The 25,705-nt window shown below is 62.1% G+C and carries 21 protein-coding genes and 1 tRNA gene; 18 read left to right on the top strand and 4 right to left on the bottom strand.

Translation table 11 applies throughout. The annotated features are described in order from the left end of the window. Positions 1 to 162: 162 nt before the first annotated feature. The 4 genes from pgaA to pgaD are packed head-to-tail and all read left to right on the top strand — an operon-like array spanning position 163 to position 6,540. Positions 163 to 2,643 carry a poly-beta-1,6 N-acetyl-D-glucosamine export porin PgaA gene (gene pgaA, locus K5E37_RS25495; protein WP_221535463.1) on the top strand — a complete coding sequence of 827 codons (2,481 nt, stop codon included), beginning with the start codon at positions 163 to 165 and terminating at the stop codon, positions 2,641 to 2,643. Positions 2,644 to 2,655: 12 nt separating this feature from the next. Next, positions 2,656 to 4,653, top strand: coding sequence for a poly-beta-1,6-N-acetyl-D-glucosamine N-deacetylase PgaB (gene pgaB, locus K5E37_RS25500; protein ID WP_221535464.1), 1,998 nt, complete (start codon positions 2,656 to 2,658; stop codon positions 4,651 to 4,653). 1 nt (position 4,654) lies between these two features. Next, a complete protein-coding gene (gene pgaC / locus K5E37_RS25505) occupies positions 4,655 to 6,010 on the top strand; it encodes a poly-beta-1,6-N-acetyl-D-glucosamine synthase (protein WP_007957644.1) in 1,356 nt (451 codons plus the stop codon). After that, entirely contained in the window at positions 6,007 to 6,540 is a 534-nt protein-coding gene (pgaD, locus tag K5E37_RS25510; RefSeq protein ID WP_085608561.1) for a poly-beta-1,6-N-acetyl-D-glucosamine biosynthesis protein PgaD, read from the top strand. Before pgaC ends, pgaD begins: the two co-directional genes overlap by 4 nt. On the opposite strand, the gene K5E37_RS25515 is transcribed toward pgaD, so the two are convergent. Next, entirely contained in the window at positions 6,533 to 8,062 is a 1,530-nt protein-coding gene (locus K5E37_RS25515) for an FAD-dependent oxidoreductase (RefSeq protein WP_221535465.1), read from the bottom strand. The genes pgaD and K5E37_RS25515 overlap by 8 nt on opposite strands. Positions 8,063 to 8,201: 139 nt before the next feature. Here K5E37_RS25515 and K5E37_RS25520 point away from each other — a divergent pair, with 139 nt between their 5' ends. From K5E37_RS25520 to K5E37_RS25540, 5 genes are all read left to right on the top strand, one after another. Further along, complete coding sequence (locus K5E37_RS25520; RefSeq protein WP_007957638.1) at positions 8,202 to 8,762, top strand: YbhB/YbcL family Raf kinase inhibitor-like protein; 561 nt, start codon at positions 8,202 to 8,204, stop codon at positions 8,760 to 8,762. A gap of 88 nt (positions 8,763 to 8,850) precedes the next feature. After that, positions 8,851 to 10,542: a VWA domain-containing protein gene (locus K5E37_RS25525; RefSeq protein WP_221535466.1), complete on the top strand. Its 1,692-nt coding sequence runs from the start codon at positions 8,851 to 8,853 to the stop codon at positions 10,540 to 10,542. A gap of 29 nt (positions 10,543 to 10,571) precedes the next feature. Beyond that, positions 10,572 to 11,153, top strand: a complete 582-nt coding sequence (locus K5E37_RS25530; protein WP_260404492.1) for an RNA polymerase sigma factor — start codon at positions 10,572 to 10,574, stop codon at positions 11,151 to 11,153. Continuing rightward, positions 11,150 to 11,752 (top strand): hypothetical protein, encoded by a 603-nt coding sequence (locus K5E37_RS25535; RefSeq protein ID WP_221535468.1) that lies wholly within the window; start codon positions 11,150 to 11,152, stop codon positions 11,750 to 11,752. Before K5E37_RS25530 ends, K5E37_RS25535 begins: the two co-directional genes overlap by 4 nt. Before the next feature lie 20 nt (positions 11,753 to 11,772). After that, on the top strand, positions 11,773 to 12,042 hold the full coding sequence (locus K5E37_RS25540; protein ID WP_011331897.1) for a hypothetical protein: 270 nt from the start codon (positions 11,773 to 11,775) through the stop codon (positions 12,040 to 12,042). A 65-nt stretch (positions 12,043 to 12,107) separates the two neighbouring features. Here K5E37_RS25540 and K5E37_RS25545 read toward each other — a convergent pair. Continuing rightward, positions 12,108 to 12,184, bottom strand: a tRNA-Arg gene (locus K5E37_RS25545). A gap of 443 nt (positions 12,185 to 12,627) precedes the next feature. Here K5E37_RS25545 and gabD point away from each other — a divergent pair. The 3 genes from gabD (at position 12,628) to K5E37_RS25560 (ending at position 16,887) form a co-directional block, all read left to right on the top strand. After that, complete coding sequence (gene gabD, locus K5E37_RS25550) at positions 12,628 to 14,070, top strand: NADP-dependent succinate-semialdehyde dehydrogenase (protein ID WP_064382691.1); 1,443 nt, start codon at positions 12,628 to 12,630, stop codon at positions 14,068 to 14,070. A gap of 186 nt (positions 14,071 to 14,256) precedes the next feature. Beyond that, the gene (gabT, locus tag K5E37_RS25555) at positions 14,257 to 15,534 is read left to right on the top strand and encodes a 4-aminobutyrate--2-oxoglutarate transaminase (RefSeq protein ID WP_007957613.1); all 1,278 of its coding nucleotides are present in this window, start codon (positions 14,257 to 14,259) and stop codon (positions 15,532 to 15,534) included. A gap of 141 nt (positions 15,535 to 15,675) precedes the next feature. Beyond that, entirely contained in the window at positions 15,676 to 16,887 is a 1,212-nt protein-coding gene (locus K5E37_RS25560) for a response regulator (RefSeq protein WP_221535469.1), read from the top strand. 27 nt (positions 16,888 to 16,914) lie between these two features. On the opposite strand, the gene K5E37_RS25565 is transcribed toward K5E37_RS25560, so the two are convergent. Further along, positions 16,915 to 17,904 carry a sensor domain-containing diguanylate cyclase gene (locus tag K5E37_RS25565; RefSeq protein WP_221535470.1) on the bottom strand — a complete coding sequence of 330 codons (990 nt, stop codon included), beginning with the start codon at positions 17,902 to 17,904 and terminating at the stop codon, positions 16,915 to 16,917. Between the two features lie 146 nt (positions 17,905 to 18,050). Continuing rightward, positions 18,051 to 19,235, bottom strand: coding sequence for a delta-9 fatty acid desaturase DesA (gene desA, locus K5E37_RS25570; protein WP_085608569.1), 1,185 nt, complete (start codon positions 19,233 to 19,235; stop codon positions 18,051 to 18,053). A gap of 146 nt (positions 19,236 to 19,381) precedes the next feature. On the opposite strand from desA, the gene dibA reads away from it, so the two are divergent. From dibA to K5E37_RS25600, 6 genes are all read left to right on the top strand, one after another. After that, positions 19,382 to 21,301 (top strand): phosphodiesterase DibA, encoded by a 1,920-nt coding sequence (gene dibA / locus K5E37_RS25575; RefSeq protein ID WP_085608570.1) that lies wholly within the window; start codon positions 19,382 to 19,384, stop codon positions 21,299 to 21,301. A 190-nt stretch (positions 21,302 to 21,491) separates the two neighbouring features. Then, positions 21,492 to 21,674 (top strand): sulfur starvation response protein OscA, encoded by a 183-nt coding sequence (oscA, locus tag K5E37_RS25580; protein ID WP_007952821.1) that lies wholly within the window; start codon positions 21,492 to 21,494, stop codon positions 21,672 to 21,674. 132 nt (positions 21,675 to 21,806) lie between these two features. Next, positions 21,807 to 22,820 carry a sulfate ABC transporter substrate-binding protein gene (locus tag K5E37_RS25585; RefSeq protein ID WP_007952819.1) on the top strand — a complete coding sequence of 338 codons (1,014 nt, stop codon included), beginning with the start codon at positions 21,807 to 21,809 and terminating at the stop codon, positions 22,818 to 22,820. Positions 22,821 to 22,890: 70 nt separating this feature from the next. Continuing rightward, positions 22,891 to 23,709: a sulfate ABC transporter permease subunit CysT gene (gene cysT, locus K5E37_RS25590; protein WP_007952818.1), complete on the top strand. Its 819-nt coding sequence runs from the start codon at positions 22,891 to 22,893 to the stop codon at positions 23,707 to 23,709. 13 nt (positions 23,710 to 23,722) lie between these two features. Then, positions 23,723 to 24,595: a sulfate ABC transporter permease subunit CysW gene (gene cysW, locus K5E37_RS25595; RefSeq protein ID WP_007952817.1), complete on the top strand. Its 873-nt coding sequence runs from the start codon at positions 23,723 to 23,725 to the stop codon at positions 24,593 to 24,595. A 3-nt stretch (positions 24,596 to 24,598) separates the two neighbouring features. Continuing rightward, positions 24,599 to 25,588 (top strand): sulfate/molybdate ABC transporter ATP-binding protein, encoded by a 990-nt coding sequence (locus K5E37_RS25600; RefSeq protein WP_064382696.1) that lies wholly within the window; start codon positions 24,599 to 24,601, stop codon positions 25,586 to 25,588. Positions 25,589 to 25,705 lie beyond the last annotated feature (117 nt).

Here is a 25,705-nt window from a genome sequence, read left to right on the forward strand (position 1 = left end):
TCGTCACGAATCTGAACAATTATTGTGTTCTGAATATTGATCTACGCTTGCGTGCAAGACTGCTTGGATAAGCTTGGCTGAGCGTTTTTTGCTTGGCCTCCGTTACGAAATGGGCAAGGGGGGGGCGTTGCTACCCGGCTGGCCATGTAAGGATGCTGACGAATGCCGCGTATTGATGTTCCTGTATTACATCGTGGTTTACGCCCTTTGTTTCGAGTCGCGCTGTGCAGCCAGTTGCTCTGGCCGGCGTTCGCGTTGGCCGATACGGCCTACGATCACATGGTGCTCGACGCCCGGGCCGGGCATTACACGCCCGCGCTGACCGTTTTGCGTCAGGTGCCGCCGGCCCAGGCCACCACCGGCCAGGTCAGCGATCACCTGCAAATTGCCGGTTGGGCCGGGCTCGACGCCGAAGTGGTGCAGGTCTACGAGACTCAGGGTCGTGGCCGGGCACTGCCGGTTCAGGCGCTGACCGCCACCGCCCGGGCCTACCGCAACCTCAAACGCTGGGATCAGGCGATCCAGGTCTACAACAAAGCCCTGACCCTGGAGCCGGACAACGCCGACCTGCAACTCGGTCTGGCGCTGACCCAGGCCGATTCCGGCAAGCCTGACGAAGGGGGGATCCGCGCCCGTTCGCTGGTCGCCGCCAAACCCGATGATCCTTCCCGCCGACTGGCGCTGGGCTACGCCCTGAATCGCGCTGGCAAGCCGTACGACGCGCTGTTCGAATACGACCAGGCTTTCATTCGCGCCGGCAACAAACCGGAAGTCGCCCGCGAATACGTGGTCGCCCTGCAAAAGGCGCGTCTGCCGGAACCGGCGCTGCGTCTGGCGAAGCAGCGTCCGGGGCTGATCGATCCCGTCACCCTGCGGCGTCTGGAAGGCGATCTGGCCGCCGAACGCGTGCGCCTTGCCGAACTGGCCACCCGCAGCGAAAAAGAACGCTACGTGATCGCCGATCGTGCCTTGGCCGACTACGACCAGTTGCTCGCCACCTGGACCCCGGACGCCACTGCCCACGACGACGTGACCCGCTGGCGCATCGACCGCATGGGCGCACTCAAGGCCCGGGCGCGCACCGCCGAAGTCATCAGCGAATACCAGAAGCTGCAAGCCGAAGGCGTGAAGATTCCGACCTACGCCCTGCGCTGGGTGGCGGCGTCCTATCTGGATAAGCGGCAGCCGGAAATCGCCACCGATCTTTACCGTCAGGTGCTGGCGGCGCCGGACGCCGATGTCGGCGACCGACTCGAAGACACCACGGCGCTGTATTACGCGCTGCTGGAAAGCGACCGCGCCGAAGAGGCGCGCAAAGTCGCTGAAGATCAGGCGAAGACACAGAAACCGCGCATCGAACTCAAGGGCCTGCCGATCGGCAACCCCAACGACGAATGGATGGACGCCCAGCAACTGGCGGCGCAGGCCGGCACTTACGGTTCCGACCTGCCTCACGGCGAAGAACGCTTGCAGACCCTGGTGGATCAGGCGCCGGGCAACATCGGCCTGCGCCTGGCCCAGGCGGACTTGTACCTGGCCCGCAACTGGCCGCGCCGCGCGGAAAATCAGCTCAAGGAAACCGAGAGCATCGCGCCGCGCGACATGGGCCTGGAAGTCGCACAGGCCCGCACCGCCATGGACTTGCAGGAATGGCGGCAGATGGATGCGCTGACCGATGACGTGGTGGCGCGTTTCCCCGACAACCGTCAGGTCCAGCGTCTGGCCCGTGAGCGCGAAGTGCACGACATGTCCGAGCTGCGCGTCGAGGCCTACGGCGGCAAGGCCAACGGCGGCAACGGTGGCGATGCCGGTGCGGTTACCGGCAGCCGGGATTTCGGCATCCAGACCACCCTTTACAGCCCGCCGATCAATGAAGACTGGCGAGTGTTCGCCGGGGCCGGATACGCCACTGGCGATTTCGCCGAAGGCACCGGCCACCATCGCTTCCAGCGTGTCGGTCTGGAGCGTCGCACCCGCGACATGACCCTCGAAGCCGAAGTGTCGAACCATTCCTATGGTTTCGGCGACAAGCAGGGCGCGCGTCTGGCGATTGCCCGCGACATCGACGATCACTGGCAATACGGCGGCAGCCTCGAATACCTGTTGGCCGAGACCCCGCTGCGGGCATTGAACAGCGACATCAAGGCCAACGGCGGCAGCGGTTTCATCCGCTGGCGCGCCAACGAGAGCCGCGAGTGGCGGCTGTCGGTCAGCCCGTCGCACTTCAGCGACGGCAACAACCGCGTCGAAGCCTTGCTGACCGGAAAAGAGGGCGTCTACAGCGCGCCGAACCTGCAAGTCGACGCGGGCCTGGAAGTGGGCACCAGCCACAACTCCAAGTCCGATGACGTGCCGTACTTCAACCCGAAGTCGGACTTCAGCGTCATGCCGCTGCTGAACGTCAATCACGTGCTGTACCACCGCTACGAAACCGTCTGGAGCCAGCAGTTCCAGGCCGGTGCGGGTACTTACAGCCAGCGTGATCACGGCACCGGCGGCATGGCATTGCTCGGTTACGGCCAGCGCTACGCCTGGAACGACGTGTTCGAGGTGGGCGGTTTGTTCAGCGTGATCAACCGGCCCTACGACGGTGACCGGGAAACCGATCTGCGTCTGCTCGTCGACCTCACTTTCCGCTTCTAGAAGAGTTTGAAGATGCCTTTGATTTCGCGTTTCATCCTTCTGCTGGGAGTGCTGCTGGTCAGCGCCTGCGCCCAGCAAGCCCCGGCCTTCGTGCCGCCGTCCGAGCGACCGCTGGCAGCCAATGAAAAGCCCTGGCCGAAAAACCACGTGCTGGGCATTGCCTACCACGACGTCGAAGACCGTGATCCCGATCAGGCAGTGGTGGCGGTGCGCACCGAGCGCCTGCTCGAACAGCTCGCCTGGTTGCGGGAGAACAACTACAAACCGGTGACGGTCGACCAGATCATGGCCGCGCGCAAAGGCGGGCCGGAACTGCCGCCCAAGGCGATCCTGCTCAGCTTCGACGACGGTTACTCAAGCTTCTACACCCGCGTACTGCCGGTGTTGCGCGCCTACAACTGGCATGCGCTGCTGGCGCCGGTCGGCACCTGGATAGATACGCCGCTGAACCAACCGGTGGACTTCGCTGGCACGCCGCGTCCGCGCTCGGACTTCCTGACCTGGGCTCAAGTGCGGGAAATCTCCCAATCGGGCTTGGTGGAAATCGCCGCCCACACCGACGCCAGCCACAAAGGCATCCTCGCCAACCCGCAAGGCAACCTGCAGCCGGCGGCCGCGACCCGACGCTACGATCCGGTGAGCAAACGCTACGAATCCGAAGCCGATTTCCAGGCGCGGATCCGCGCTGACGTGCAGGCCATTTCGGAAAAAATCCGCAAGAACACCGGTAAAAAGCCGCGCATCTGGGTCTGGCCTTACGGGACGGCGGACGGCACATCGCTGACCGTGGTCAGCGAAGAGGGCTATGAAATGGCCCTGACCCTCGATGACGGCCTCGATGCCCTCGACAACCTGATGAGCGGGCCGCGTTTCCTGGTGGCTTCCGACCCTGACGGCGAGCACTTCGCCAACAGCGTGGTCGGCGTGCAATCGGATTTCACCATGCGCGTCGTGCATGTGGACCTGGACAACGTCTACGACCCGGATCCGGCGCAGCAGGAAATCAACCTCGGCAAACTGATCCAGCGCATGGCCGACATGGGCGCCAACACGGTGTTCCTGCAAGCGTTCGCCGATCCGAAGGGCGATGGCCTGGTGCATTCGCTGTACTTCCCCAACCGTCATCTGCCGATGCGCGCCGACCTGTTCGACCGCGTCGCCTGGCAATTGCGCACCCGGGCTCACGTGAAGGTCTTTGCGTGGATGCCGGTGCTGAGTTTCGAGCTGGATTCGAAGCTGCCACGGGTGACGCGCTGGGATCCGAAAACCGGCACGACCGCTGTCGACCCGGATCAATACAAACGCCTGTCGCCGTTCGATCCCGAAGTGCGGCGGATCATTGGCGAGATCTACGAAGACGTGGCGCGCCTGACTTCGGTCGACGGCATTCTCTACCACGACGACGCGGTGCTTTCGGACTTCGAAGACGCCGGCCCTCAGGCGCTGAAGGCCTATGCCGCCAACGGTCTGCCGGGCTCGATCGCCGCCCTGCGTGACGATCCGGCGGCGATGCAGCGCTGGACGCGCTTCAAGAGTCGCTACCTGATCGACTTCACCAATGAGCTGACCGCCAAGGTGCGCGCGATTCGTGGCCCGCAAGTGCTCACCGCACGGAACATCTTCGCCGAGCCGGTGCTCAATCCGCACAGCGAAGCGTGGTTCGCGCAGAACCTCGACGACTTCCTCGTGAGCTACGACTGGACGGCGCCGATGGCCATGCCGCTCATGGAAAAACAGACCCATGCGCAATCCGGTCCGTGGCTTGAAGAGCTGGTAGCGAAGATCAAACAGCGCCCCGGTGCGCTGGATCGCACGGTGTTCGAATTGCAGGCCCGGGACTGGACGAAAAAGGACCAGGCCGACATCGACGGCGCACAACTGGCCGACTGGATGGGCCGCCTCAAGCGTCAGGGCGCCACCAGTTTCGGCTACTACCCGGACAACTTCCTCGAGAACCTGCCGGACATGAAAACCGTGCGGCCTGCACTCTCCAACAAATGGAACCCATGACATGCTGGATAGACTGCTGGCCCTGCTTGTTCTGGCGATCGTCCTCGGCGTCCCGCTGGGGCTGATCTTCCTGGTCACCGGGCAATTCCTGATGGACTTCGTGTTCTTCTACCCGCTGTTCATGTCCGGGTTGTGGATTTCCGGTGGCCTGTATTTCTGGCTGCACTGGGAACGGCACTGGCCGTGGAAGGACGACACCCTGCCGCCACCGCTGGAAGGCGAACCGCTGATTTCGATCCTGATTCCTTGCTACAACGAGGGCGACAACGCCGCCGACACCATCCACGCGGCGCTGGCGCAGCATTACCCGAACATCGAAGTCATCGCGATCAACGATGGCTCCAAGGACAACACCGCCGAAGTACTGGATGCGCTGGCCAAGGAAGATCCGCGATTGCGGGTGCTGCACCTGGCGGAAAACCAGGGCAAGGCCGTGGCCCTGCGCATGGGCGCCATCGCTGCGCGCAGCGAATATCTGGTGTGCATCGACGGTGACGCGCTGCTGGCGCCGAACACGGCGGCTTATCTGGTGGCGCCGATGCTCGACAACGCACGACTGGGTGCGGTGACCGGCAACCCACGGATCCGCACGCGTTCGACTCTGGTCGGGCGGGTTCAGGTCGGCGAGTTCTCGTCGATCATCGGGCTGATCAAGCGCACTCAGCGGGTGTTCGGGCGGATCTTCACCGTGTCCGGTGTGATCGTCGCGTTCCGTCGCACCGCTCTGAACCGGGTTGGCTACTGGAGCCCGGACATGATCACCGAAGACATCGACATCAGCTGGAAGCTGCAACTGGACCACTGGAGCATCTTTTACGAGCCCCGTGCCCTTTGCTGGATCCTGATGCCGGAAACCCTGCGCGGTCTGTGGAAACAGCGTCTGCGCTGGGCCCAGGGCGGCGCCGAAGTGCTGTTCAAGAACATTCGCGGGATCTGGCAGTACCGCCACCGTTACCTGTGGCCGCTGCTGTTCGAATACTGCCTGTCGACCGGTTGGGCATTCACCTTCCTGTTGTCGGTGATCTTCTGGGGCGTCGGCAAGTTCGTGGTCATGCCTGAAGCCATTGCCGTCGACCACCTCATGCCGCCGGCGTTTACCGGATTGCTGCTGGCGTTTGTCTGCCTGGTGCAGTTCGCGGTCAGCATCATCATTGACCGGCGTTACGAACCGGGCCTTGGCAAGACCATGTTCTGGGTGGTGTGGTACCCGATCGCGTTCTGGTTCGTCAGCCTGCTGACCACGCTGGTCAGTTTCCCCAAAGTACTGTTCGGCCAACACCAGAAGCGTGCGCGCTGGGTCAGTCCCGACCGGGGTATCAAACCGATCGGGGACGACGAAGAGGAGGTTATCAAATGAAAATCATCCGGACCCGCCAACGGCCGTTTCTGGTGGTGGTCGATGCGTTCTTCACCGTGCTGGCCTGGGTCGGCCTGTTGTATCTGCTGGTGCGCGGCCTGTGGCCGTTGATCGAGACCCACGAAGGCGGGCCGCGCATCGACAACTCGGCGTTCGAAGCCCTCGGCACCTTGCAGATTTATCTGTGGGTGGCGCTGGTCAACGCGGTGATCCTGATCGGCTGGGCGCGCTATCAGCAACGCAAGAGCCGAAGCTTCGCCCAGCGTCGCCTGCCGTCACCGGTGGTCGACGATGAAGGGCTGAGCCGCAGCTTCAAGCTGTGCGACGAGCGCTTTCAGAAACTGCGCGGGCCGGGCGTGATGACCATCCACAACGATCAGGACGGTGACGTCAGTCACGTGGTGCCGCATCTGTGGCCGGTCCACCCCGAAGAGCTGCCGCCACCGCTGGCGCCACTGGAACATCCTCGGGTGATTTTTCTGCACGCCGAGGACGACGACAACCGCGAGCCGCTGAACCGGATCACCTGACGGCGCGAATCAGTCGCCAGGCTTCATCCATCGGCAGCGGTTGCTTCATGCGTTCGGCCAGCAGGGCCATCGCTCGTTCCTCTTCGCAGGCGACTGCTGCCACCACCACGCCCTTGCTCCCGAACAGCCCGATAAACGGCGGCTGTTCGGGTTCGCCGATAAATTCGACCGCATCCCACGCCTCGGCGTGGCCGAGATAGTCGTAGTTGCGGCCGAAATGCCAGGTCCAGAAATATGGCACGTCGAGGTAATGCTCATCGCCACCGAGCAGGTTGGCGGCGGCGATCCGCGCGTGCTGCTGGGCCAGGCGCCAGTGTTCGATGCGTTGTGGCTGGCCGTTCAGCGGGAAGGTGGCGATATCGCCAATCGCCCACAGGTTGTCGGTGACGCGCAGGCTGGCATCGACCAACAGTGATTGATCGTCCTCGCGCGGCAAGTCGCCGAACGCTTCGGTGGCCGGATGTACGCCGATTCCCGCCAACACCAGATCTGCCGACAGACGCAGGCCGTTGTCGAGCAACACCGCCTCGACCTTGCCATCGCCGGTGATCTCCCTGGCTTCGTGATCAGTGATGAATTTCACGCCGTTTTCTTCATGCAGCGCGCGGATCGCCTTGCCGACGGCTTCACCGAATTGCGCCGCGAAGGGAATCGCATGGCGCGCCAGCACCGTCACCTCGAGACCGTGCTGGCGCAGGGCCGAAGCGCATTCGAGCGCAATGAAACTGTCACCGATGATCACCGCGCGTTGGCCGGGTCGGGCGGCGTCCATGATGGATTGCGCCTGAGCTTTGGAGCGCAGGACAAACACCTGGGGCAGGTCGGCGCCGGGCAGTTTCAGCGCGTTTGGCGTTGCGCCGGTGGCCAGCACCGCCGCGCTGTAATGCAGTGTGCGGCCATCGCTCAGGTGAAGGGTTTTGGTATCGGCATCGAGCCCGCTGACCTCGCCTGAAACCCGGTTGATGTGCTGTTCGCGATAAAAATCGTCATCGCGCAGAGGCGGGGTTTCCGGCGCCGGCATTTCCCCGGACAACACGAATTTGCTCAGCACCGTGCGGTCGTAGCCGGCGTCCGGCTCGCGGTCGATCAGCACGATTCGCCCGCCGAAGCCTTTTTCCCGCAGAGCGGCAGCGCAGGCGGTTCCCCCGGCACCGGCGCCGACGATGACAAAGGTGCGCGGATCGTCCTGCGGCGGGGTGTGCGGATCCGGCAGCGGCTGGTCATCGACCCACACCTCGTCGCCGCGCAGTTCCAGCGGATAACGCTTGAGGCTGTCCAGCGCCGGAGGCTCGCACAACGCGCCATCCTCGGCGCGAAAGGCTGCCTTGTGCCACGGGCAGATCAGCCGGCCGTGACACAACGCGCCTTCCGCCAGCGGCGCGCCGGCGTGCGGGCATTCCCCCTGAAAGGCGCGCAACTGGCCGGCGGCGCGCAGCAGGACGATCTTGCAGTCGCCGATTTGCACCTCCAGCCCACGGTCTTCAGGCACATCGGCGAAACGGGCGACACGGTGCAGGGTCATGGTCGTGCTCCTCACAGGCATTTCTCTTACGAGTTTGGGCCGCATTGCGAGGTTCAGCCATTTCCCACTGCCACGGCACGAACGGTACGGCTATAGTTTGCAGGCCGACGAAGGCCCAACTGCACAAGGTGCTCCCGGAATGACCCGATTGACCTCTCTCAACCCTTGGCTGGCGGCCGTTGCCGTCGCCCTTTGCGTGCAGTTTCCTGCGCAGGCCCAGGAGCGTTTCACCCTCAGCATTCCCGGCGTGTCGGATAACCGCCTGTTCACCTCGGCGGCGGCCAGCGATGCGGCCGGTTGCGGCGGCAAGAACCAGTCGCCGGCCCTGAGCTGGAATGCCGGCCCGAGCGGAACCCTGAGCTACGCCATCGTCATGCACGATCCGGACGGCCAGAAAGGCGCGGGCGTCGATCACTGGGTTCATTACGGGATCAAGGCCACGACCCGGCAGATTCCCGCCGGCGTCGGCGCCAAATCGGCCCTTGAAGGCGTCGGTGGCACCAACAGCAAAGGCACCACCAGCTACATCGGCCCATGCCCGCCGGTTGGCGATAGCGCCCACCACTACATCATTCAGATCTACGCCCTGGATCTGGCCCCGGACGCCTTGCCTGCCGGCCTGACCCGCGCCCAGCTGATGGAAAAGATCAAAGGCCACGTGCTGCGCAACAGCAGTGCGGTGCGGCGTTATCACCGCTGAAAAAATTTTCGGCGAGGTTTAACCCGAACTGACAGGGCTGCCCGTCTCAGGGGATGAATGGATCAATTCTTCCCCGAGGTCAGCCCCCATGTCCCTTCCTTCCACGCTTCTGCGCCCCCTTGCTGCCAGTGTGTTCCTGGTGGTTGCCGGTTGCGGTGTTTCCTCCAGCCCGGAAACCACCGTCGCGCCGCCGCCGGCGCAGGCCGAACTGAAATCCTCCGTGCAGCCCGAAGCGGTCATGGTCGATAGCGCGATGGCCAAGCGCAGTGCACTGGCGGCGCCGATCGCCAGTTTTGCACCGATGCCGGCCGGTGAAAGTTATCCACAAGGCTATCGCGACGAACAGCGCGAGCAGTACGCCAAGCTGGCCGACAACCCGATCCACAGCGTCGCCGAAACTCCGGTCTCGACCTTCAGCGCCGACGTCGACACCGGCGCCTACGCCAATGTGCGGCGCCTGCTCAATCAGGGTCGACTGCCGCCGGAAGGCGCGGTGCGGCTGGAGGAGATGGTCAATTACTTTCCTTACGACTACGCGCTGCCGAGCGATGGCTCGCCCTTTGGCGTGACTACCGAACTGGCTGCCTCACCGTGGAACCCGCACACCCGTTTGCTGCGTATCGGCATCAAGGCCTCCGACCGCGCGGTGGCGGAACTGGCCCCGGCCAATCTGGTGTTTCTGGTGGATGTGTCCGGCTCGATGGACCGCCGTGAAGGCTTGCCGATGGTCAAAAGCACCCTGAAATTGCTGGTCGATCAATTGCGCGAGCAGGATCGGGTGTCGCTGGTGGTGTATGCCGGCGAATCCAGAGTGGTGCTGGAGCCGACTTCCGGGCGTGAAAAAGCGAAAATTCGCACAGCCATCGAGCAGTTGACCGCCGGTGGCTCGACCGCTGGCGCTTCAGGCATCGAGCTGGCTTATCAGATGGCGCAGCAGGCGTTCATCCCCAAAGGCATCAACCGCATCCTGTTGGCCACCGATGGTGACTTCAACGTCGGCATCAGCGACTTCGACAGTCTGAAACAAATGGCTGTGGATAAACGCAAGACCGGGATTTCCCTGACCACCCTGGGTTTCGGTGTGGATAACTACAATGAACACCTGATGGAACAACTGGCCGATGCCGGTGACGGCAACTACGCCTACATCGACAACCTGCGCGAAGCGCGCAAGGTGCTGGTGGATCAACTCGGTTCGACCCTCGCCGTGGTGGCGAAAAACGTCAAATTGCAGGTCGAGTTCAACCCGGCGCAGGTCAGCGAATATCGCCTGCTTGGCTACGAAAACCGCGCACTGAAGCGTGAGGATTTCAGCAATGACAAGGTCGATGCCGGTGAAATCGGTGCAGGCCATACGGTGACGGCGTTGTATGAAATCGTCCCGACAGGCGAGAAGGGCTGGCTGGAACCGCTGCGTTACGGAAAAACCGATGCAGTGGTTTCCGAGAAGAAAGGAGAATTGGCAATGCTGCGTGTGCGATATCAAAAGCCTGAGGGTGGGAAAAGTCTGCTGATCGAGCGGCCGATTGCCAGCCAGGTTGCGCCGGCCAGTGAGGATCTGCGTTTCGCTGCCGCCGTCGCCGCGTTTTCCCAGCAACTCAAGGACGGTCGCTACACCGGCGATTTCAGCTTGAAGGACACCGAAGCCCTGGCGCGAGGTGCCCGTGGCGATGACCGCTTCGGCTTGCGCAACGAGTTCGTGCAGCTGGTTGAACTGGCGCAGAGCCTGCGTATCTCCACCGCCTCCAACGTAATCTCCACTGAGCGACGGATTGAATAGTGAGCCGCCTCAAAGGCTTCATCACACAGCTGTTTGCTTCCGCCGACAGTCTTGAGACCAGCAGCGACGAATCGCTGCTGGTCCGTTATCGCGAGGGTGACGGCAAGGCGTTCGAGATCCTGTACGCCCGTCATCGGCAGAGTCTTTACCGGTTTCTGCTCGGTTTGAGTGGCAAACCTGAACTGGCCGATGAGGTTTTCCAGGAGACCTGGCTGAGCCTGATCCGCAGTGCCAGTCAGCCACAAGGCCGGGCGACCTTTCGTACATGGTTGTTCCAGATTGCCCGCAATCGCCTGATCGACCACTGGCGCAAACACGGCGCCCGGCAACCGCTGCATGACAGTTACGACGAACAATCCCACGCCGTCAGCGACGACGCCTCCGATCCCGAACAACTGCTCAACCTAAGCCGCGACAGCGAGCGTTTGGAGAGCGCCCTGCAATCCTTGCCCGCCGACCAGCGCGAAGTGTTCCTGCTGCGCGCCCACGGCGACCTCGACCTGGCGCAGATCGCCAGCCTCACCGAAACACCGCTGGAAACCGTCAAGAGCCGCTTGCGCTACGCCCAGCAAAAACTGCGTCGGCTGCTGGCCGAGGAGGTACTGACATGACGGACGCCCGCCCGACACCCGAAGAGCAACTGCTCAAGCACGTGCGCGAACAGCACAACGGCGAGCCGCCGGCGCATCTCGATGCGCTGATCCTCAACGCCGCCCACCGTGAAACCCCGGCGCCACGGCAAAACCTGTGGCAACGCTGGCTCAAGGCCTGCCAGCAACCGCGCTACCAGGTGGCTTTTGCCAGTCTGGTCGGCATCGCGCTGATGCTGTCGCTGGTGCAGCGCGCGCCGGAACCCGTGGCTCAATACGATTTCGCCCCTGCTGCCAAACCGGCCGCGCCTGTGCTCCGTCAGGAGGCCCGATCGTTGTCGACCCCCGCCGGGGCGCTTTCTGCGCCAGCTCCCGCGCCGATGGCGGAAATGGCTGCACCGATGCAGAGCGAGTCGATCAGCGCCGACACGGCAGACGAAGCCAAGGTCAGCAAGCGCGCCGCCGCCCCGGTCAACGGTCTCGACGAGCAACTGCGCGAAGTCCTGCGCCTGCGCGAGTCCGGCCAGTCGCAAGCGGCCGACAACCTGTTCAACAACCTGCACAAGCGCTACCCGAACGTGAATCTCGACCTGCGACTGGAAAAAATCCGCAAGAACTGACCGTATCAGCCATCCGCCATTTGGCATTGACCCGCAAAAACGCGCACTATCGGGTCATTGCCGATGCGCTGGAGGATGCCGTGGCCCAAAAAATCGACCGCATCGCCCAAATGCTCAACTGCCCGGTGAAGGGTGAGGAACTGCGGCGGGCAGTAACGGAGAGTCGCAAGGAGTTTCTTCTGGCCAAACAGGCCGAAGAGGATCTGGAGGAAGACGTTCTCGATGATGACTTGATCGAGGACGAAGAAGACGATGATGAATACGACGAGTTTGACTGGACGACGGAGTGAGTCGCCAGCCAGCAGACACAAAAAAGCCCCGGACCTTGCAGTCCGGGGCTTTTTCGTTTTGTTCATGGCGCACCAGGCGGGATTCGAACCCACGACCCCTGCCTTCGGAGGGCAGTACTCTATCCAGCTGAGCTACTGGTGCAGCGGGCGACATCATACCTAGGTCGGCTCGGGGCGTCCATGCCGGGTTTGGGCGTGGATTGTCAGCATGCATGTCGGTAAGAAACCCCTGCATTCCATAAAGCTGTAACGTCCTGCAAAAGGCTCGCTTGGCGCTTTGGGGAGGCTGTTCTATGGTTTCCATGCGATCGGGGCTGTTGGTACGTTGATCTGAAATGTTCAGCAAAAGCGGCGTTTTTGTTCTTTTTTTCGAACGCCCTATTGTCCTTCAACCCCTTTGAACCTAGGATTCGTTTGAGATTTCAAACGCTCCTTATCCAGGTGCTGAGCCGCACGCGTTTTGAGTCGTGCGCTATTTATGTGCCAGCCCGGTAAATGATTTCCCTGACGGCAGCCTTGCGAGGCGCCTTTCTACAATCATAATTTTGCTCCGCGCCTTGCGCGGTGCTGTTAAGGAAAGCCGACATGCAGCTTAAAGACACCCAGTTGTTCCGCCAGCAAGCCTTCATCGATGGCGCATGGGTCGACGCGGACAACGGTCAGACGATCAAGGTCAACAACCCGGCCACCGGAGAGATTCTGGGCACCGTGCCGAAGATGGGCGCTGCTGAAACTCGCCGTGCCATCGAAGCCGCCGACAAGGCGCTGCCGGCCTGGCGTGCACTGACCGCCAAGGAGCGTGCAGGCAAACTGCGTCGCTGGTTCGAACTGATGATCGAGCACCAGGACGACCTCGCTCGCCTGATGACCCTCGAGCAGGGCAAACCACTGGCCGAAGCCAAGGGCGAAATCGTTTACGCCGCTTCGTTCATCGAGTGGTTCGCCGAAGAAGCCAAGCGCATCTACGGTGACGTGATTCCGGGCCACCAGCCGGACAAGCGCCTGATCGTGATCAAGCAGCCGATCGGCGTTACCGCTGCCATCACCCCGTGGAACTTCCCGGCGGCGATGATCACCCGTAAAGCGGGCCCGGCCCTGGCTGCCGGTTGCACCATGGTGCTCAAGCCTGCTTCTCAAACCCCGTTCTCCGCATTCGCTCTGGCCGAACTGGCCCAGCGCGCCGGCATTCCTAAAGGTGTGTTCAGCGTGGTCTCCGGCAGCGCCGGCGACATCGGCAGCGAGCTGACCAGCAACCCGATCGTGCGCAAACTGTCCTTCACCGGCTCGACCGAAATCGGTCGTCAGTTGATGTCGGAATGCGCCAAGGACATCAAGAAAGTTTCCCTCGAACTGGGCGGCAACGCGCCATTCATCGTGTTCGACGACGCGGACCTGGATAAGGCCGTCGAAGGCGCGATTATTTCCAAGTACCGCAACAACGGCCAGACCTGCGTCTGCGCCAACCGTCTGTACATTCAGGATTCGGTCTACGACGCGTTCGCCGAGAAGCTGAAAGTGGCAGTCGCCAAGCTGAAGATCGGCAACGGTCTGGAAGAAGGCACCACCACGGGTCCGCTGATCGACGAGAAAGCCGTGGCCAAGGTACAAGAGCACATCGCTGACGCGGTGAGCAAAGGCGCAACCGTTCTGGCCGGCGGCAAGCCGATGGAAGGCAACTTCTTCGAGCCGACCATCCTGACCAACGTGCCGAAAGACGCTGCCGTGGCCAAGGAAGAAACCTTCGGTCCGCTGGCGCCGCTCTTCCGCTTCAAAGACGAAGCCGACGTGATCGCGATGTCGAACGACACCGAGTTCGGTCTGGCTTCGTACTTCTACGCTCGCGACCTGGGCCGTGTGTTCCGTGTGGCTGAAGCCCTGGAATACGGCATGGTCGGCGTCAACACCGGGCTGATCTCCAACGAAGTCGCGCCGTTCGGCGGCATCAAGGCCTCGGGCCTGGGCCGTGAAGGCTCCAAGTACGGCATCGAAGATTACCTGGAAATCAAATACCTCTGCCTGGGCATCTAAGCCTCGGTAGAAGATCGCAGTAAACGCAAAGGGCACGAGAGCGCTGTCCCTTTGCGTCGTTTCAAACCGGAATTTTCTCTGCGGCCGGGAACGCCGTGGCAGTCGATCATCGCATGCTGCCACCGCCGATTCCTCCCGCTTTATCCTTGAACCACGCCGCCCGATGAGCGGCGAATGAGGACTGTAATGAGCAAGACTAACGCTGAACTGATGGCCCGTCGTACCGCAGCTGTTCCACGTGGTGTTGGCCAGATTCACCCGATCTTCGCCGAGTCCGCGAAGAACGCGACCGTGACCGACGTTGAAGGTCGTGAATTCATCGACTTCGCTGGCGGTATCGCTGTACTGAACACCGGCCACGTGCACCCGAAAATCATCGCTGCCGTGACCGAGCAGCTGAACAAGCTGACTCACACCTGCTTCCAGGTTCTGGCTTATGAGCCGTACGTTGAGCTGTGCGAGAAAATCAACGCTCGCGTACCGGGCGACTTCGCCAAGAAAACCCTGCTGGTGACCACCGGTTCCGAAGCCGTTGAAAACGCCGTGAAGATCGCTCGTGCCGCCACTGGCCGCGCTGGCGTGATCGCCTTCACCGGCGCTTACCACGGTCGCACCATGATGACCCTGGGCCTGACCGGTAAAGTCGTGCCTTACTCGGCCGGCATGGGCCTGATGCCAGGCGGCATCTTCCGCGCGCTGTACCCGAACGAACTGCACGGCGTGAGCATCGACGACTCGATCGCTTCCATCGAACGCATCTTCAAGAACGACGCCGAGCCGAAAGACATCGCCGCGATCATCATCGAGCCTGTACAGGGTGAAGGTGGTTTCTACGTCGCACCGAAAGAATTCATGAAGCGTCTGCGTGCCCTGTGCGACCAGCACGGCATCCTGCTGATCGCTGACGAAGTGCAGACCGGCGCTGGCCGTACCGGCACTTTCTTCGCCATGGAACAGATGGGTGTTGCTGCCGACCTGACCACCTTCGCCAAATCCATCGCTGGCGGCTTCCCGCTGGCCGGTGTGTGCGGCAAGGCCGAGTACATGGACGCCATCGCTCCAGGCGGCCTGGGCGGCACCTACGCCGGTAGCCCGATCGCTTGCGCCGCGGCCCTGGCCGTGATGGAAGTGTTCGAAGAAGAAAAACTGCTGGACCGCTGCAAGGCTGTCGGCGAGCGTCTGGTCACCGGCCTGAAAGCCATCCAGGCCAAGTACCCGGTGATCGGCGAAGTCCGTGCCCTGGGCGCCATGATCGCGGTCGAGCTGTTCGAAAACGGCGACAGCCACAAGCCAAACCCGACCGCAGTCGCTGCCGTCGTGGCCAAGGCGCGTGACAAGGGCCTGATCCTGCTGTCCTGCGGCACCTACGGCAACGTGCTGCGCGTCCTGGTACCGCTGACCTCGCCGGACGAGCAACTGGACAAAGGCCTGGCGATCATCGAAGAGTGCTTCTCGGAGCTGTAATCCGTAGCACCGCGTGATCGGATCGACAAAAAACCCGCTTCGGCGGGTTTTTTCATGCCTGGAGAAACACGGGCGCGGTTTTCAGGTTGTACCGAATCGCCAGCATTGGCTAAGGTTCAAGCATTGCAAGGGAGGGCGAGCATGACGGCCGTCGATTTACCCGCTGTACCAAGAGTCCTGATTGCCGAGGCCGACCCGTGGTCTCGTGACCTGCTCAAACAAGTGTTGCTGAATGTGCGCTGCGATGCGCGGCTGGACCTGTGCGCTGATGGCCAGGAGGCGATGTCGCTGCTCAGCGAAGTCCCCTATGACCTGGCGATCGTCGACTGGGAGTTGCCCGGCGTCGATGGCTTGAGCGTGTTGCGCAGTGTCCGCCAGCGCAAACGCAATCCGCCGCTGCCGTTCATTCTGATGAGCAGTCGCAACGACAGCGCCAGCGTGCGCGAAGCCCTGCCGCTGGCGCCGACCGCCTACCTGGCCAAACCCCTGAACATGGAAAGCCTGACCGAGCGTTTGCAGGGATTGCTGCTGAATGCCGGCGAAGAAGTGTTCTGTGAAGTACCGGCGCTGGCGCCGGGCATGACCCTCTCGGTTTTCCTCGAACGTCGCCGCGAGCAGGCCGACGGCGCACCGCTGATGACTGACGTGCAGGTGGCGGTCAAACGCAGCCTCAACCCCAACGGCCTGGACCTGAAGCTGCTGGAAGAGGAAATCCGCACCGATCCGCAGATCACCGCCGTGTTGATTGCAGCGTCGAACAGCGCCGCTCAGCATCATGGCGCGCCGGTGCAGACCCTGGCGCAGGCGCTGCATCGCCTGGGCACCGGGCAAAGCATGAATCTGATTCTTGGCCTTGCACTCAAACGCAGCGCCCGACTCAGCGACCCGTGCCTGGCGGATTACGCCGAGCGCTATTGGGGCTTGTCGCTGCACACCGCCGAGTACGCCCGCACCTTGGCGCGTCTGCTCGATCTGGATCAGGAACGCTGCTACTGCGCCGGGATGCTCCATCGCCTCGGCGATCTGGCGTTGCTGCGTTGTCTTCAAGAGTGGAAGCAGGCCGGCGGCGAGCTGGATGAACTGGAAGAAGTCGGCGATGCGCTGGCGGAATTCGGTGCAGCTTATGGTTCGGCGCTACGCACCCGCTGGCGCCTGCCGCTGGAACTGCGCGAGCTGATTGCCTCGGTCTACCAGCTCGGTGGCGGGGTGTATTCCCGCGAGGCACTGGTGATGAACATGGCGGCGCAGATGGCGCGGCTGACCGAGCATGAGGGCGTTGAGGAGCTGGCGAAGAGCCGCACGGCGCGCTTGCTCAAAATCGGCTTGCCGGAGCTGATGCGGATGCGCAAATAGCGGCTTGATTGCGCATCCGCTCTTGAATCAGGCGGAAATGATCCGGTTCTTGCCCTGCCGTTTGGCCTCGTACATCGCCGCGTCCGCGCGGGCGAACAGTGTGTCGAGGCTTTCGTCTTCCGGGGTGAGGCTGGTCAGGCCCTGGCTGACGGTGATGCCGAACGTCTGATCACCGTGGTTGAAGTTCAAGCGCTGAATTTCCCGTTGCAGCCGTTCGGCCACCTGCATCGCCATGTCCGGCGCACAGCCCGGGAAAACCGCAGCAAACTCTTCACCGCCAATCCGCCCGAACAGGTCGCCCCGGCGTAACGAGGCACGACCGCATTCGGCAATTCGTTGCAGCACGTTGTCGCCTTCCGGGTGGCCGTAGGTGTCGTTGATCACTTTGAAGTCATCGATGTCCAGCAGCAGGAACGCCAGTGGCGCACCCTGCAGGCGGGCGTTTTCGAATTCGCGGTGGGCGCACTCGAAGAAGTGCCTGCGATTGCTGCTCTGGGTCAGCACGTCGGTGGTGGCCAGGCGTTGCAGCTCGGTTTCCATCTGCTTCTTGTCGGTGATGTCTTCGGCGATGCCGACGATGATCACCGGTTGCCCCGGTTCGTCCTGACGGTTGATGAAGCACTTGTCGCTGATCCAGCGCACCTGGCCGTCGGCGTCGATGATCCGGTATTCGCGGTCTTCCACGGCGCCTTTGTGCAGCACTTCGGCGAGGCTGCGTTCGGCGTATTCCAGATCGTCCGGGTAGATGCTGTCGCGCCACTGGTTGTAGTCGGCCAGCAGCAGGGCGGCGGAGCGGCCGAAAATCCGTTCGTAGGCGGGGCTGACATACAGCACCTGACGGGTTTCCCAGTTGAAGGCCCAAAGCACGGCGTTGACGCTGACCAGTAGCGAACTGAACAGCTGTTCACGTTCGCTCAGTCGGGCGACTTCGCCCTGGGCGTGCATCAACGCCATCAGGGTCTGCGCGGCCTCGGGCCACTGGGGAGGGGATGAGTCTTTTTGATTGTTGTTGACCATCGACACGAATCTCAAAGGGCGTGCCGGGAAGTCGACAACGGCCACGGGAAAGCCCGCCGGGGGTGGCGAAGTGTCTTTGAGATAGGGGATCGGGGGTGAAGTTCCGAAGGGTGCGCCCTGGAATGGGGGCGCACCGATCAACGGCATCAGACGGCGGCAGGGCGCAGCGAGTAGGTTTTCAACTGGTCGGCGAATTCACGCAGAGACTGGATGCCACTGGCCTCGGCCTCGTGTACCCATTCCTTGATGGCGGCGAGCATGTCGTGGCCATTTGCGCTGGTCTTGACCCAGATCTGCTGCAGGGCCAGACGTTTCTCGTAGATTACCTTCAGCGCCTGGCTGTGCTCGAGCATGCTCTGGATGCGCGCGTGGTGGCGATCTTCCAGCAGGCTGGTTTCCCGCGACAGTAGACGCTTGGCGCGATGGAACTGGTGGCGTACCGAATGATCGACCTTGGCCAGTTCCTGTTTGACCAGCGGGCCGATCACCAGCTTGCGGTACTGGGCCATGATCTGGAAGCGGTTGTTGAGGATCGCCATGGCGGTGTCCATGTCCAGGCTGCCCTTGCCTTCGACGCGGTGGGCGATCGGGGCAACACGCTGAACCTTGGCCAGACGCAGGAAGCTGAAGACCTGGATCCAGGCCCAGCCGAGGTCGAACTCCCACTTCTTGACCGACAGCTTGGCCGAGTTGGGATAGGTGTGATGGTTGTTGTGCAGCTCTTCGCCGCCGATCAGGATGCCCCATGGCACCAGATTGGTCGCCGCGTCGCGGCATTCGAAGTTGCGGTAACCGACGGCATGGCCGAGACCGTTGACCACGCCGGCCGCCCAGACCGGGATCCACATCATCTGGATTGCCCAGATGGTGATGCCGATGGTGCCGAACAGCAACAGGTCGACGACGGCCATGATCGCTACGCCCAGCAGCCGGTAGCGGCTGTAGAGGTTGCGCTCGATCCAGTCTTCGGGGCAGTTCTTGCCGTAGATGCGCAGGGTTTCCGGGTTCTGCGCTTCTTCGCGGTACAGCTCGGCACCTTTGCGCAGGACAGTGGACAGACCCTTGACGACCGGACTGTGCGGGTCGTCTTCGGTTTCGCATTTGGCGTGGTGCTTGCGGTGGATGGCGGTCCACTCGCGGGTGTTCTGCGCTGTGGTCAGCCACAGCCAGAAACGGAAGAAATGCTTCAGCCCGGCATTCAGCTCCAGAGAGCGATGGGCCGAGTAGCGGTGCAAGTAGACCGTGACGGCAACGATCGTCACGTGGGTCATCACCAGGGTGACGGCGACCAGTGACCAGGCCGACAAGCCAAGAAAACCTTCGTACCACATAGGCTATAGGGCCCTCGATAAAGAAAAAACAGCCGTTGCATTATCACCAAGCACACAGATAAAACCAGTCGCCCTTTCAGATAAGAGATGGCTGGATGTTTCTTGACCTATAATCCCGACATTTTTGTAGGGACATGGACGGCCGAATGTCTGCCACATACCGCGATGCTGTGCGTGCAGCGCTGCTTTACCTGGTCCTTGCCGTTGTCTGGCTGCAAGGCACTGGCTATTTATTGAACAGTTTCTTTGATAACTCTGACGAACTGCTGCGCTGGCAACTGATCAACGGCTATCTGTTCGTAGCGCTCAGCGCCGGGTTGATCTTCCTGGCCCGGTCGCGGCTGTTCGAATGCCTGGGCATCGGCGCCCGATTGCGTGAGCGCCAGGCGGATCGCGAACGCCTGCGTCAGGCCGCTGCGGTATTCGATTGCACCCGCGAGGGCGTGCTGGTCACGGACCGGCAGGGGCTGATCGTGCACGTCAATCGCGCCTTCATGGAAATCACCGGCTATCAGCGTGAAGAAGTGATTGGCCAGCAGCCCAGCCTGTTCAAGTCCGGGCACCATCCGCCGGGTTTTTATCAGGCGATGTTCGCTACGTTGCAGGCGCAGGACGAGTGGAGCGGCGAGATCTGGAACCGCCGTAAAAGCGGCGAGATCTACCCGCAGTGGCAGACGATCCGGGTGATCCGCGACGAAGACGGTCGGCTCAGCCACTACGTCGCGGTGTTCTCCGATATCAGCGCGATCAAGGATTCCGAACACGAACTCAAACACCTGGCCCACCACGATCCGCTGACCGACCTGCCCAATCGCCTGCTGTTCAGCGACCGCGCCGAACAGGCGCTGGCATCGGCGCAGACCCACAAGCGCGGCTGCGCATTGCTGATGATCGATCTGGACCATTTCAAACTGATCAACGACAGCCTCGGCCACACCATTGGTGACCGTTTGCTCAAGGCAGTCGCGGCGCGTTTGCAGGCGTTGTTCGGGCCGGGCATCACCCTGGCGCGGCTGGGCGGCGATGAATTTGCGGTCCTGCTGGAAAGTTGTCCACAGCCGGCACAGGCGGCAGCGCTGGCTCAGCGTATTCTCGATGCGCTCAAGGAGCCATTCTGCCTCGACGGCCATGAACTGTTCATCAACGCCAGCCTCGGCATCAGCCTGTTTCCCAGTGATGCACTGAGCGCCGAACAGCTGTTGCGCAACGCCGATGCGGCGCTGTTCAAGGCCAAGAGCAGCGGCCGCAATGGCTACGCGCTGTACACCGAAGAGCTTACGGCTCACGCCCAGCAGCGGGTCGAAATCGCCTTCGAGTTGCGCCGCGCGCTGGAGCAGCAGGAACTGCGGGTCTACTACCAACCGGTACACGACCTGCAAACCAGTCGCCTGATCGGCGTCGAAGCGCTGGTGCGCTGGGAGCATCCGCAGCGTGGCCTGGTGTCGCCGGCGGAGTTCATCCCGATTGCCGAGCGCACCGGGCTGATCTCGGAAATCGACGCCTGGGTCATGCAGCAGGCCTGCCGGCAGATGTGCCAATGGCAGCAGGCGGGAGTAGTGCTGTCGTTTGTCGCGGTGAACGTGTCGTCACGTTTGTTCGCCCGTCGCGAGTTGTACGAGCAGGTTGCGCAGGTGCTGCACGAGACCGGCCTGGATCCGGCCTATCTGGAACTGGAGGTCACCGAAAGTGCGGTGATGGACGATCCGGAAGTCGCGCTGGAACAGATGCATCGTCTGCGCGAGCTGGGCATTCGTCTGGCCATCGATGACTTCGGCACCGGTTATTCGTCGTTGCTGCGGCTCAAGCGCCTGCCGGTGCAGAAGCTCAAGATTGATCAGGGCTTCGTTGCCGGCCTGCCGTGGGACGAGGACGATGCGGCGATCGTCCGGGTGATCATCGCCCTAGCCCGCAGCATGGGCATGCAGGTGCATGCCGAGGGTATCGAGCAGGCGGAACAGGCGGCGTTCCTGCTGGGGCAGGCCTGTGATCTGGGGCAGGGCTACTGGTTCGGACGGCCGGTCCCGGAAGCGCAAATCGACTGGAACCGGGCGCCCTTGATCGGTTGAGGGCGGCCTACGGCGGGTTTGCCGACGGGCAAATCCGCCGCAAACCCTTGCTGCACCACATAATGTTTTCCAGTTATATAAACATTCTTAAATAGTCTTTTTAAGAATATCCAAAGCTCTCTTATATTGCTCCCACGCCGAACGCAGTGCCGCCCACTGCCAGGCATATCCCATACAAAGGAGCAGCACCATGAGCGCATCCCTGCGTAGCGTTGACGGTCAGGACGAAAGCACCATCTTGCGCGAAATCCAGAGCGCCTTGCGCGACCTGCGTTTCGGCGCGGTGGAAATCACTGTGCATAACGCCCAGGTGGTCCAGATCGAACGCAAAGAGAAATTCCGTCTGCAGCAACCGGGTAACAAACCGGCCTGATTCGTAGTCTGCGGCAGCTCCTGCGGGGAGCTGTTGGCAGAAGCTGCCACAGGCTGCGGTCGTTGAACGAGCAACCCGATTCCAGCAATCCATAAGAAAAAGCCACCACCAAGAATTCCAGGAGCTTTCACCATGTCGTCGATTCGCCGTTACGCTTTGGCCGCCCTGGCCAGTGCTGTGTTTGCCGGTTCCGCGGTTGCCAAGGATTACGAACTGCTCAACGTGTCGTATGACCCGACGCGCGAGCTGTATCAGGATTACAACGCCGAGTTCGTGAAGTACTGGCAGTCGGAGCACGCCGGCGACACCGTGAAAATCCAGCAATCCCACGGCGGTTCGGGCAAGCAGGGCCGTGCGGTGATCGACGGTCTGCGCGCCGACGTCGTGACCCTGGCCCTGGCTGGCGACATCGACGAAATCGCCAAGCTCGGCAAGACCCTGCCGGCTGACTGGCAGAAGCGTCTGCCGGAAGCCAGCACTCCGTACACCTCGACCATCGTGTTCCTGGTGCGCAAGGGCAACCCGAAAGGCATCAAGGACTGGGGCGACCTGGTCAAGAACGACGTCTCGGTGATCACCCCGAACCCGAAAACCTCCGGCGGTGCGCGCTGGAACTTCCTCGCGGCATGGGCCTACGGCCTGAAAGCCAACGGCGGCAACGAAGCCAAAGCCAAGGAATACGTACAGACCCTGTTCAAGCACGTTCCGGTTCTGGACACCGGCGCCCGTGGCTCGACCATCACCTTCGTCAACAACGGTCAGGGTGACGTGTTGCTGGCCTGGGAAAACGAAGCCTTCCTGGCGCTGAAAGAAGACGGCGGCAAGGACAAGTTCGACATCGTCGTGCCTTCGCTGTCGATCCTCGCCGAACCACCGGTGGCCGTGGTCGACAAGAACGCCGAGAAGAAGGGCAACGAGCAGATCGCCGAAGCCTACCTCAAGCACCTGTACAGCCCGGCCGGCCAGGAAATAGCGGCGAAGAACTTCTACCGCCCGCGTGACAAGGACGTGGCAGCCAAGTACGCCCAGCAGTTCCCGAAACTGGAACTGGTGACCATCGACAAGGACTTCGGCGGCTGGAAAACCGCACAGCCGAAATTCTTCAACGACGGTGGCGTGTTCGACCAGATCTATCAGGCGCAGTAAGTTTCAATAGCCTAAAACGAGCCCCGGATTTATGTTCGGGGCTTTGCGCGTTCTCAAACCAAGGACTTTTATGTCGCGTCGTATCTCCCCCGTCATACCCGGCTTCGGGCTGACGCTGGGCTACACCTTGGTGTACCTCAGCTTGATTGTGCTTATCCCGCTGGCGGCGATGTTCGTCCACGCCGCCCAACTCACCTGGGACCAGTTCTGGACGATCATCTCCGCGCCCCGCGTTCTCGCCGCATTGAAGCTGAGCTTCGGCACCGCGCTGTGCGCCGCGATCATCAACGGCATCATCGGCACGTTGCTGGCCTGGGTGCTGGTGCGCTACACGTTCCCGGGGCGCAAGGTGATCGACGCGATGATCGATCTGCCGTTCGCCCTGCCGACCGCCGTGGCCGGTATTGCGCTGACGGCGCTGTACACGCCGACCGGGCTGGTCGGGCAGTTCGCCGCCGACCTCGGTTTCAAGATCGCCTACACCCCGCTCGGGATCACGCTGGCGCTGACCTTCGTGACCTTGCCGTTCGTGGTGCGCACGGTGCAGCCGGTGCTGGCCGACATCCCGCGTGAAGTCGAAGAAGCCGCGGCGTGCCTCGGCGCGAAACCTTTGCAGGTATTTCGTCACATCCTGCTGCCGGCGCTGTTGCCGGCCTGGCTGACCGGTTTTGCCCTGGCGTTTGCCCGGGGCGTCGGCGAGTACGGTTCGGTGATTTTCATCGCCGGCAACATGCCGATGAAAACCGAGATCCTGCCGCTGCTGATCATGGTCAAGCTCGACCAGTACGATTACACCGGCGCTACCTCCATCGGCGTGTTGATGCTGGTGGTTTCCTTCGTCCTGTTGCTGCTGATCAACTTGCTGCAGCGGCGCATCGAAACCCCATAAGGAGGCGCGAACCATGTCCCAATCGTCTATTGCGGCCGCTTCCTCGGCCAACGCCGCCCGCCGTGGCAGCGCCACTTCGCGGCGGATCCTGATCGGCCTCGGCTGGCTGATTTTCTTCCTGTTTCTGGTGCTGCCGCTGTTCATCGTGGTGTCGCAGGGTTTGAAGAACGGCCTCGGCGCGTTCTTCACGGCGATCTTTGAACCGGATGCCTTGTCGGCCCTGAAACTCACCGTGATTGCGGTGCTGATTTCGGTGCCGCTGAACCTGGTGTTCGGTGTCAGCGCCGCGTGGTGCGTGAGCAAATACTCGTTCCGCGGCAAGAGTATGCTGGTGACCCTGATCGACCTGCCGTTCTCGGTGTCGCCGGTGATCGCGGGTCTGGTCTACGTGTTGATGTTCGGCGCCCAGGGCCTGTTCGGGCCGTGGCTGCAGGATCACGATATCCAGATCGTCTTCGCCCTGCCGGGCATCGTGCTGGCGACAATCTTCGTCACCGTGCCGTTCGTGGCCCGTGAGCTGATCCCGCTGATGCAGGAACAAGGCACTCAGGAAGAGGAAGCCGCGCGCCTGCTCGGCGCCAACGGCTGGCAGATGTTCTGGCACGTGACCGTCCCCAACATCAAATGGGGCCTGATCTATGGCGTGGTGCTGTGTACCGCGCGGGCCATGGGTGAGTTCGGTGCGGTGTCGGTGGTTTCCGGGCACATTCGCGGGGTGACCAACACCTTGCCGCTGCACGTCGAGATCCTCTACAACGAATACAACCACGTGGCCGCGTTCGCTGTGGCGAGCCTGTTGCTGATCCTGGCGCTCTTCATCCTGCTGCTCAAGCAGTGGAGCGAAAACCGTATCAACCGCCTGCGCGCCAGCGCCGCGGAGGAATAATTCATGTCGATCGAAGTGCGTAACGTCAGCAAGAATTTCAATGCGTTCAAGGCGCTGGACAACATCAGCCTGGACATCCACAGCGGTGAACTGGTGGCGCTGCTCGGCCCGTCCGGCTGCGGCAAGACCACCCTGCTGCGCATTATTGCCGGTCTGGAAACCCCGGATAACGGCAACATCGTGTTCCACGGCGAGGACGTTTCCGGCCATGACGTGCGGGATCGCAACGTCGGTTTCGTGTTCCAGCACTACGCTTTGTTCCGCCACATGACCGTGTTCGACAACGTCGCATTCGGCCTGCGCATGAAGCCGAAAAACCAGCGCCCGACTGAAAGCCAGATCGCGACCAAGGTTCACGAGCTGCTGAACATGGTGCAACTGGACTGGCTGTCGGATCGTTATCCGGAGCAACTGTCCGGCGGCCAGCGTCAGCGTATCGCTCTGGCCCGTGCGCTGGCGGTAGAGCCGAAAGTGCTGCTGCTCGACGAGCCGTTCGGTGCCCTCGACGCCAAGGTGCGTAAAGAGCTGCGCCGCTGGCTGGCGCGCCTGCACGAAGACATCAACCTGACCTCGGTGTTCGTGACCCACGACCAGGAAGAGGCGATGGAAGTGGCCGACCGCATCGTGGTGATGAACAAGGGTGTGATCGAGCAGATCGGCTCACCGGGCGACGTCTACGAAAACCCGGCCAGCGATTTCGTCTATCACTTCCTCGGCGATTCGAACCGTCTGCATCTGGGCGATGACAATCACGTGCTGTTCCGCCCGCACGAAGTGTCGCTGTCGCGGCATGAGCTGGAGGATCACCACGCCGCTGAAGTCCGCGATATCCGTCCGCTGGGCGCGACCACGCGGGTGACGTTGAAGGTTGAAGGCCAGACGGATCTGATCGAGGCGGAAGTGGTGAAAGACCACGACAGCCTGACCGGGTTGGCGAAGGGGGAGACGTTGTTCTTCAAGCCGAAGGTCTGGCAGAAAGTCGCCAACGTTTGATCTCGCTCGTTCCCACGCTCCGCGTGGGAACGCCGCTATAGACGCTCCGCGTCCACTGTGACGCGGAGCGTCACGGGATTCATTCCCACGCAGAGCGTGGGAACGAGCGAGCCGGGC

The sequence above is a fragment of the Pseudomonas sp. RIT778 genome, from assembly GCF_019718735.1.
In the GTDB taxonomy this organism is placed as follows: Bacteria; Pseudomonadota; Gammaproteobacteria; order Pseudomonadales; family Pseudomonadaceae; genus Aquipseudomonas; species Aquipseudomonas aphyarum.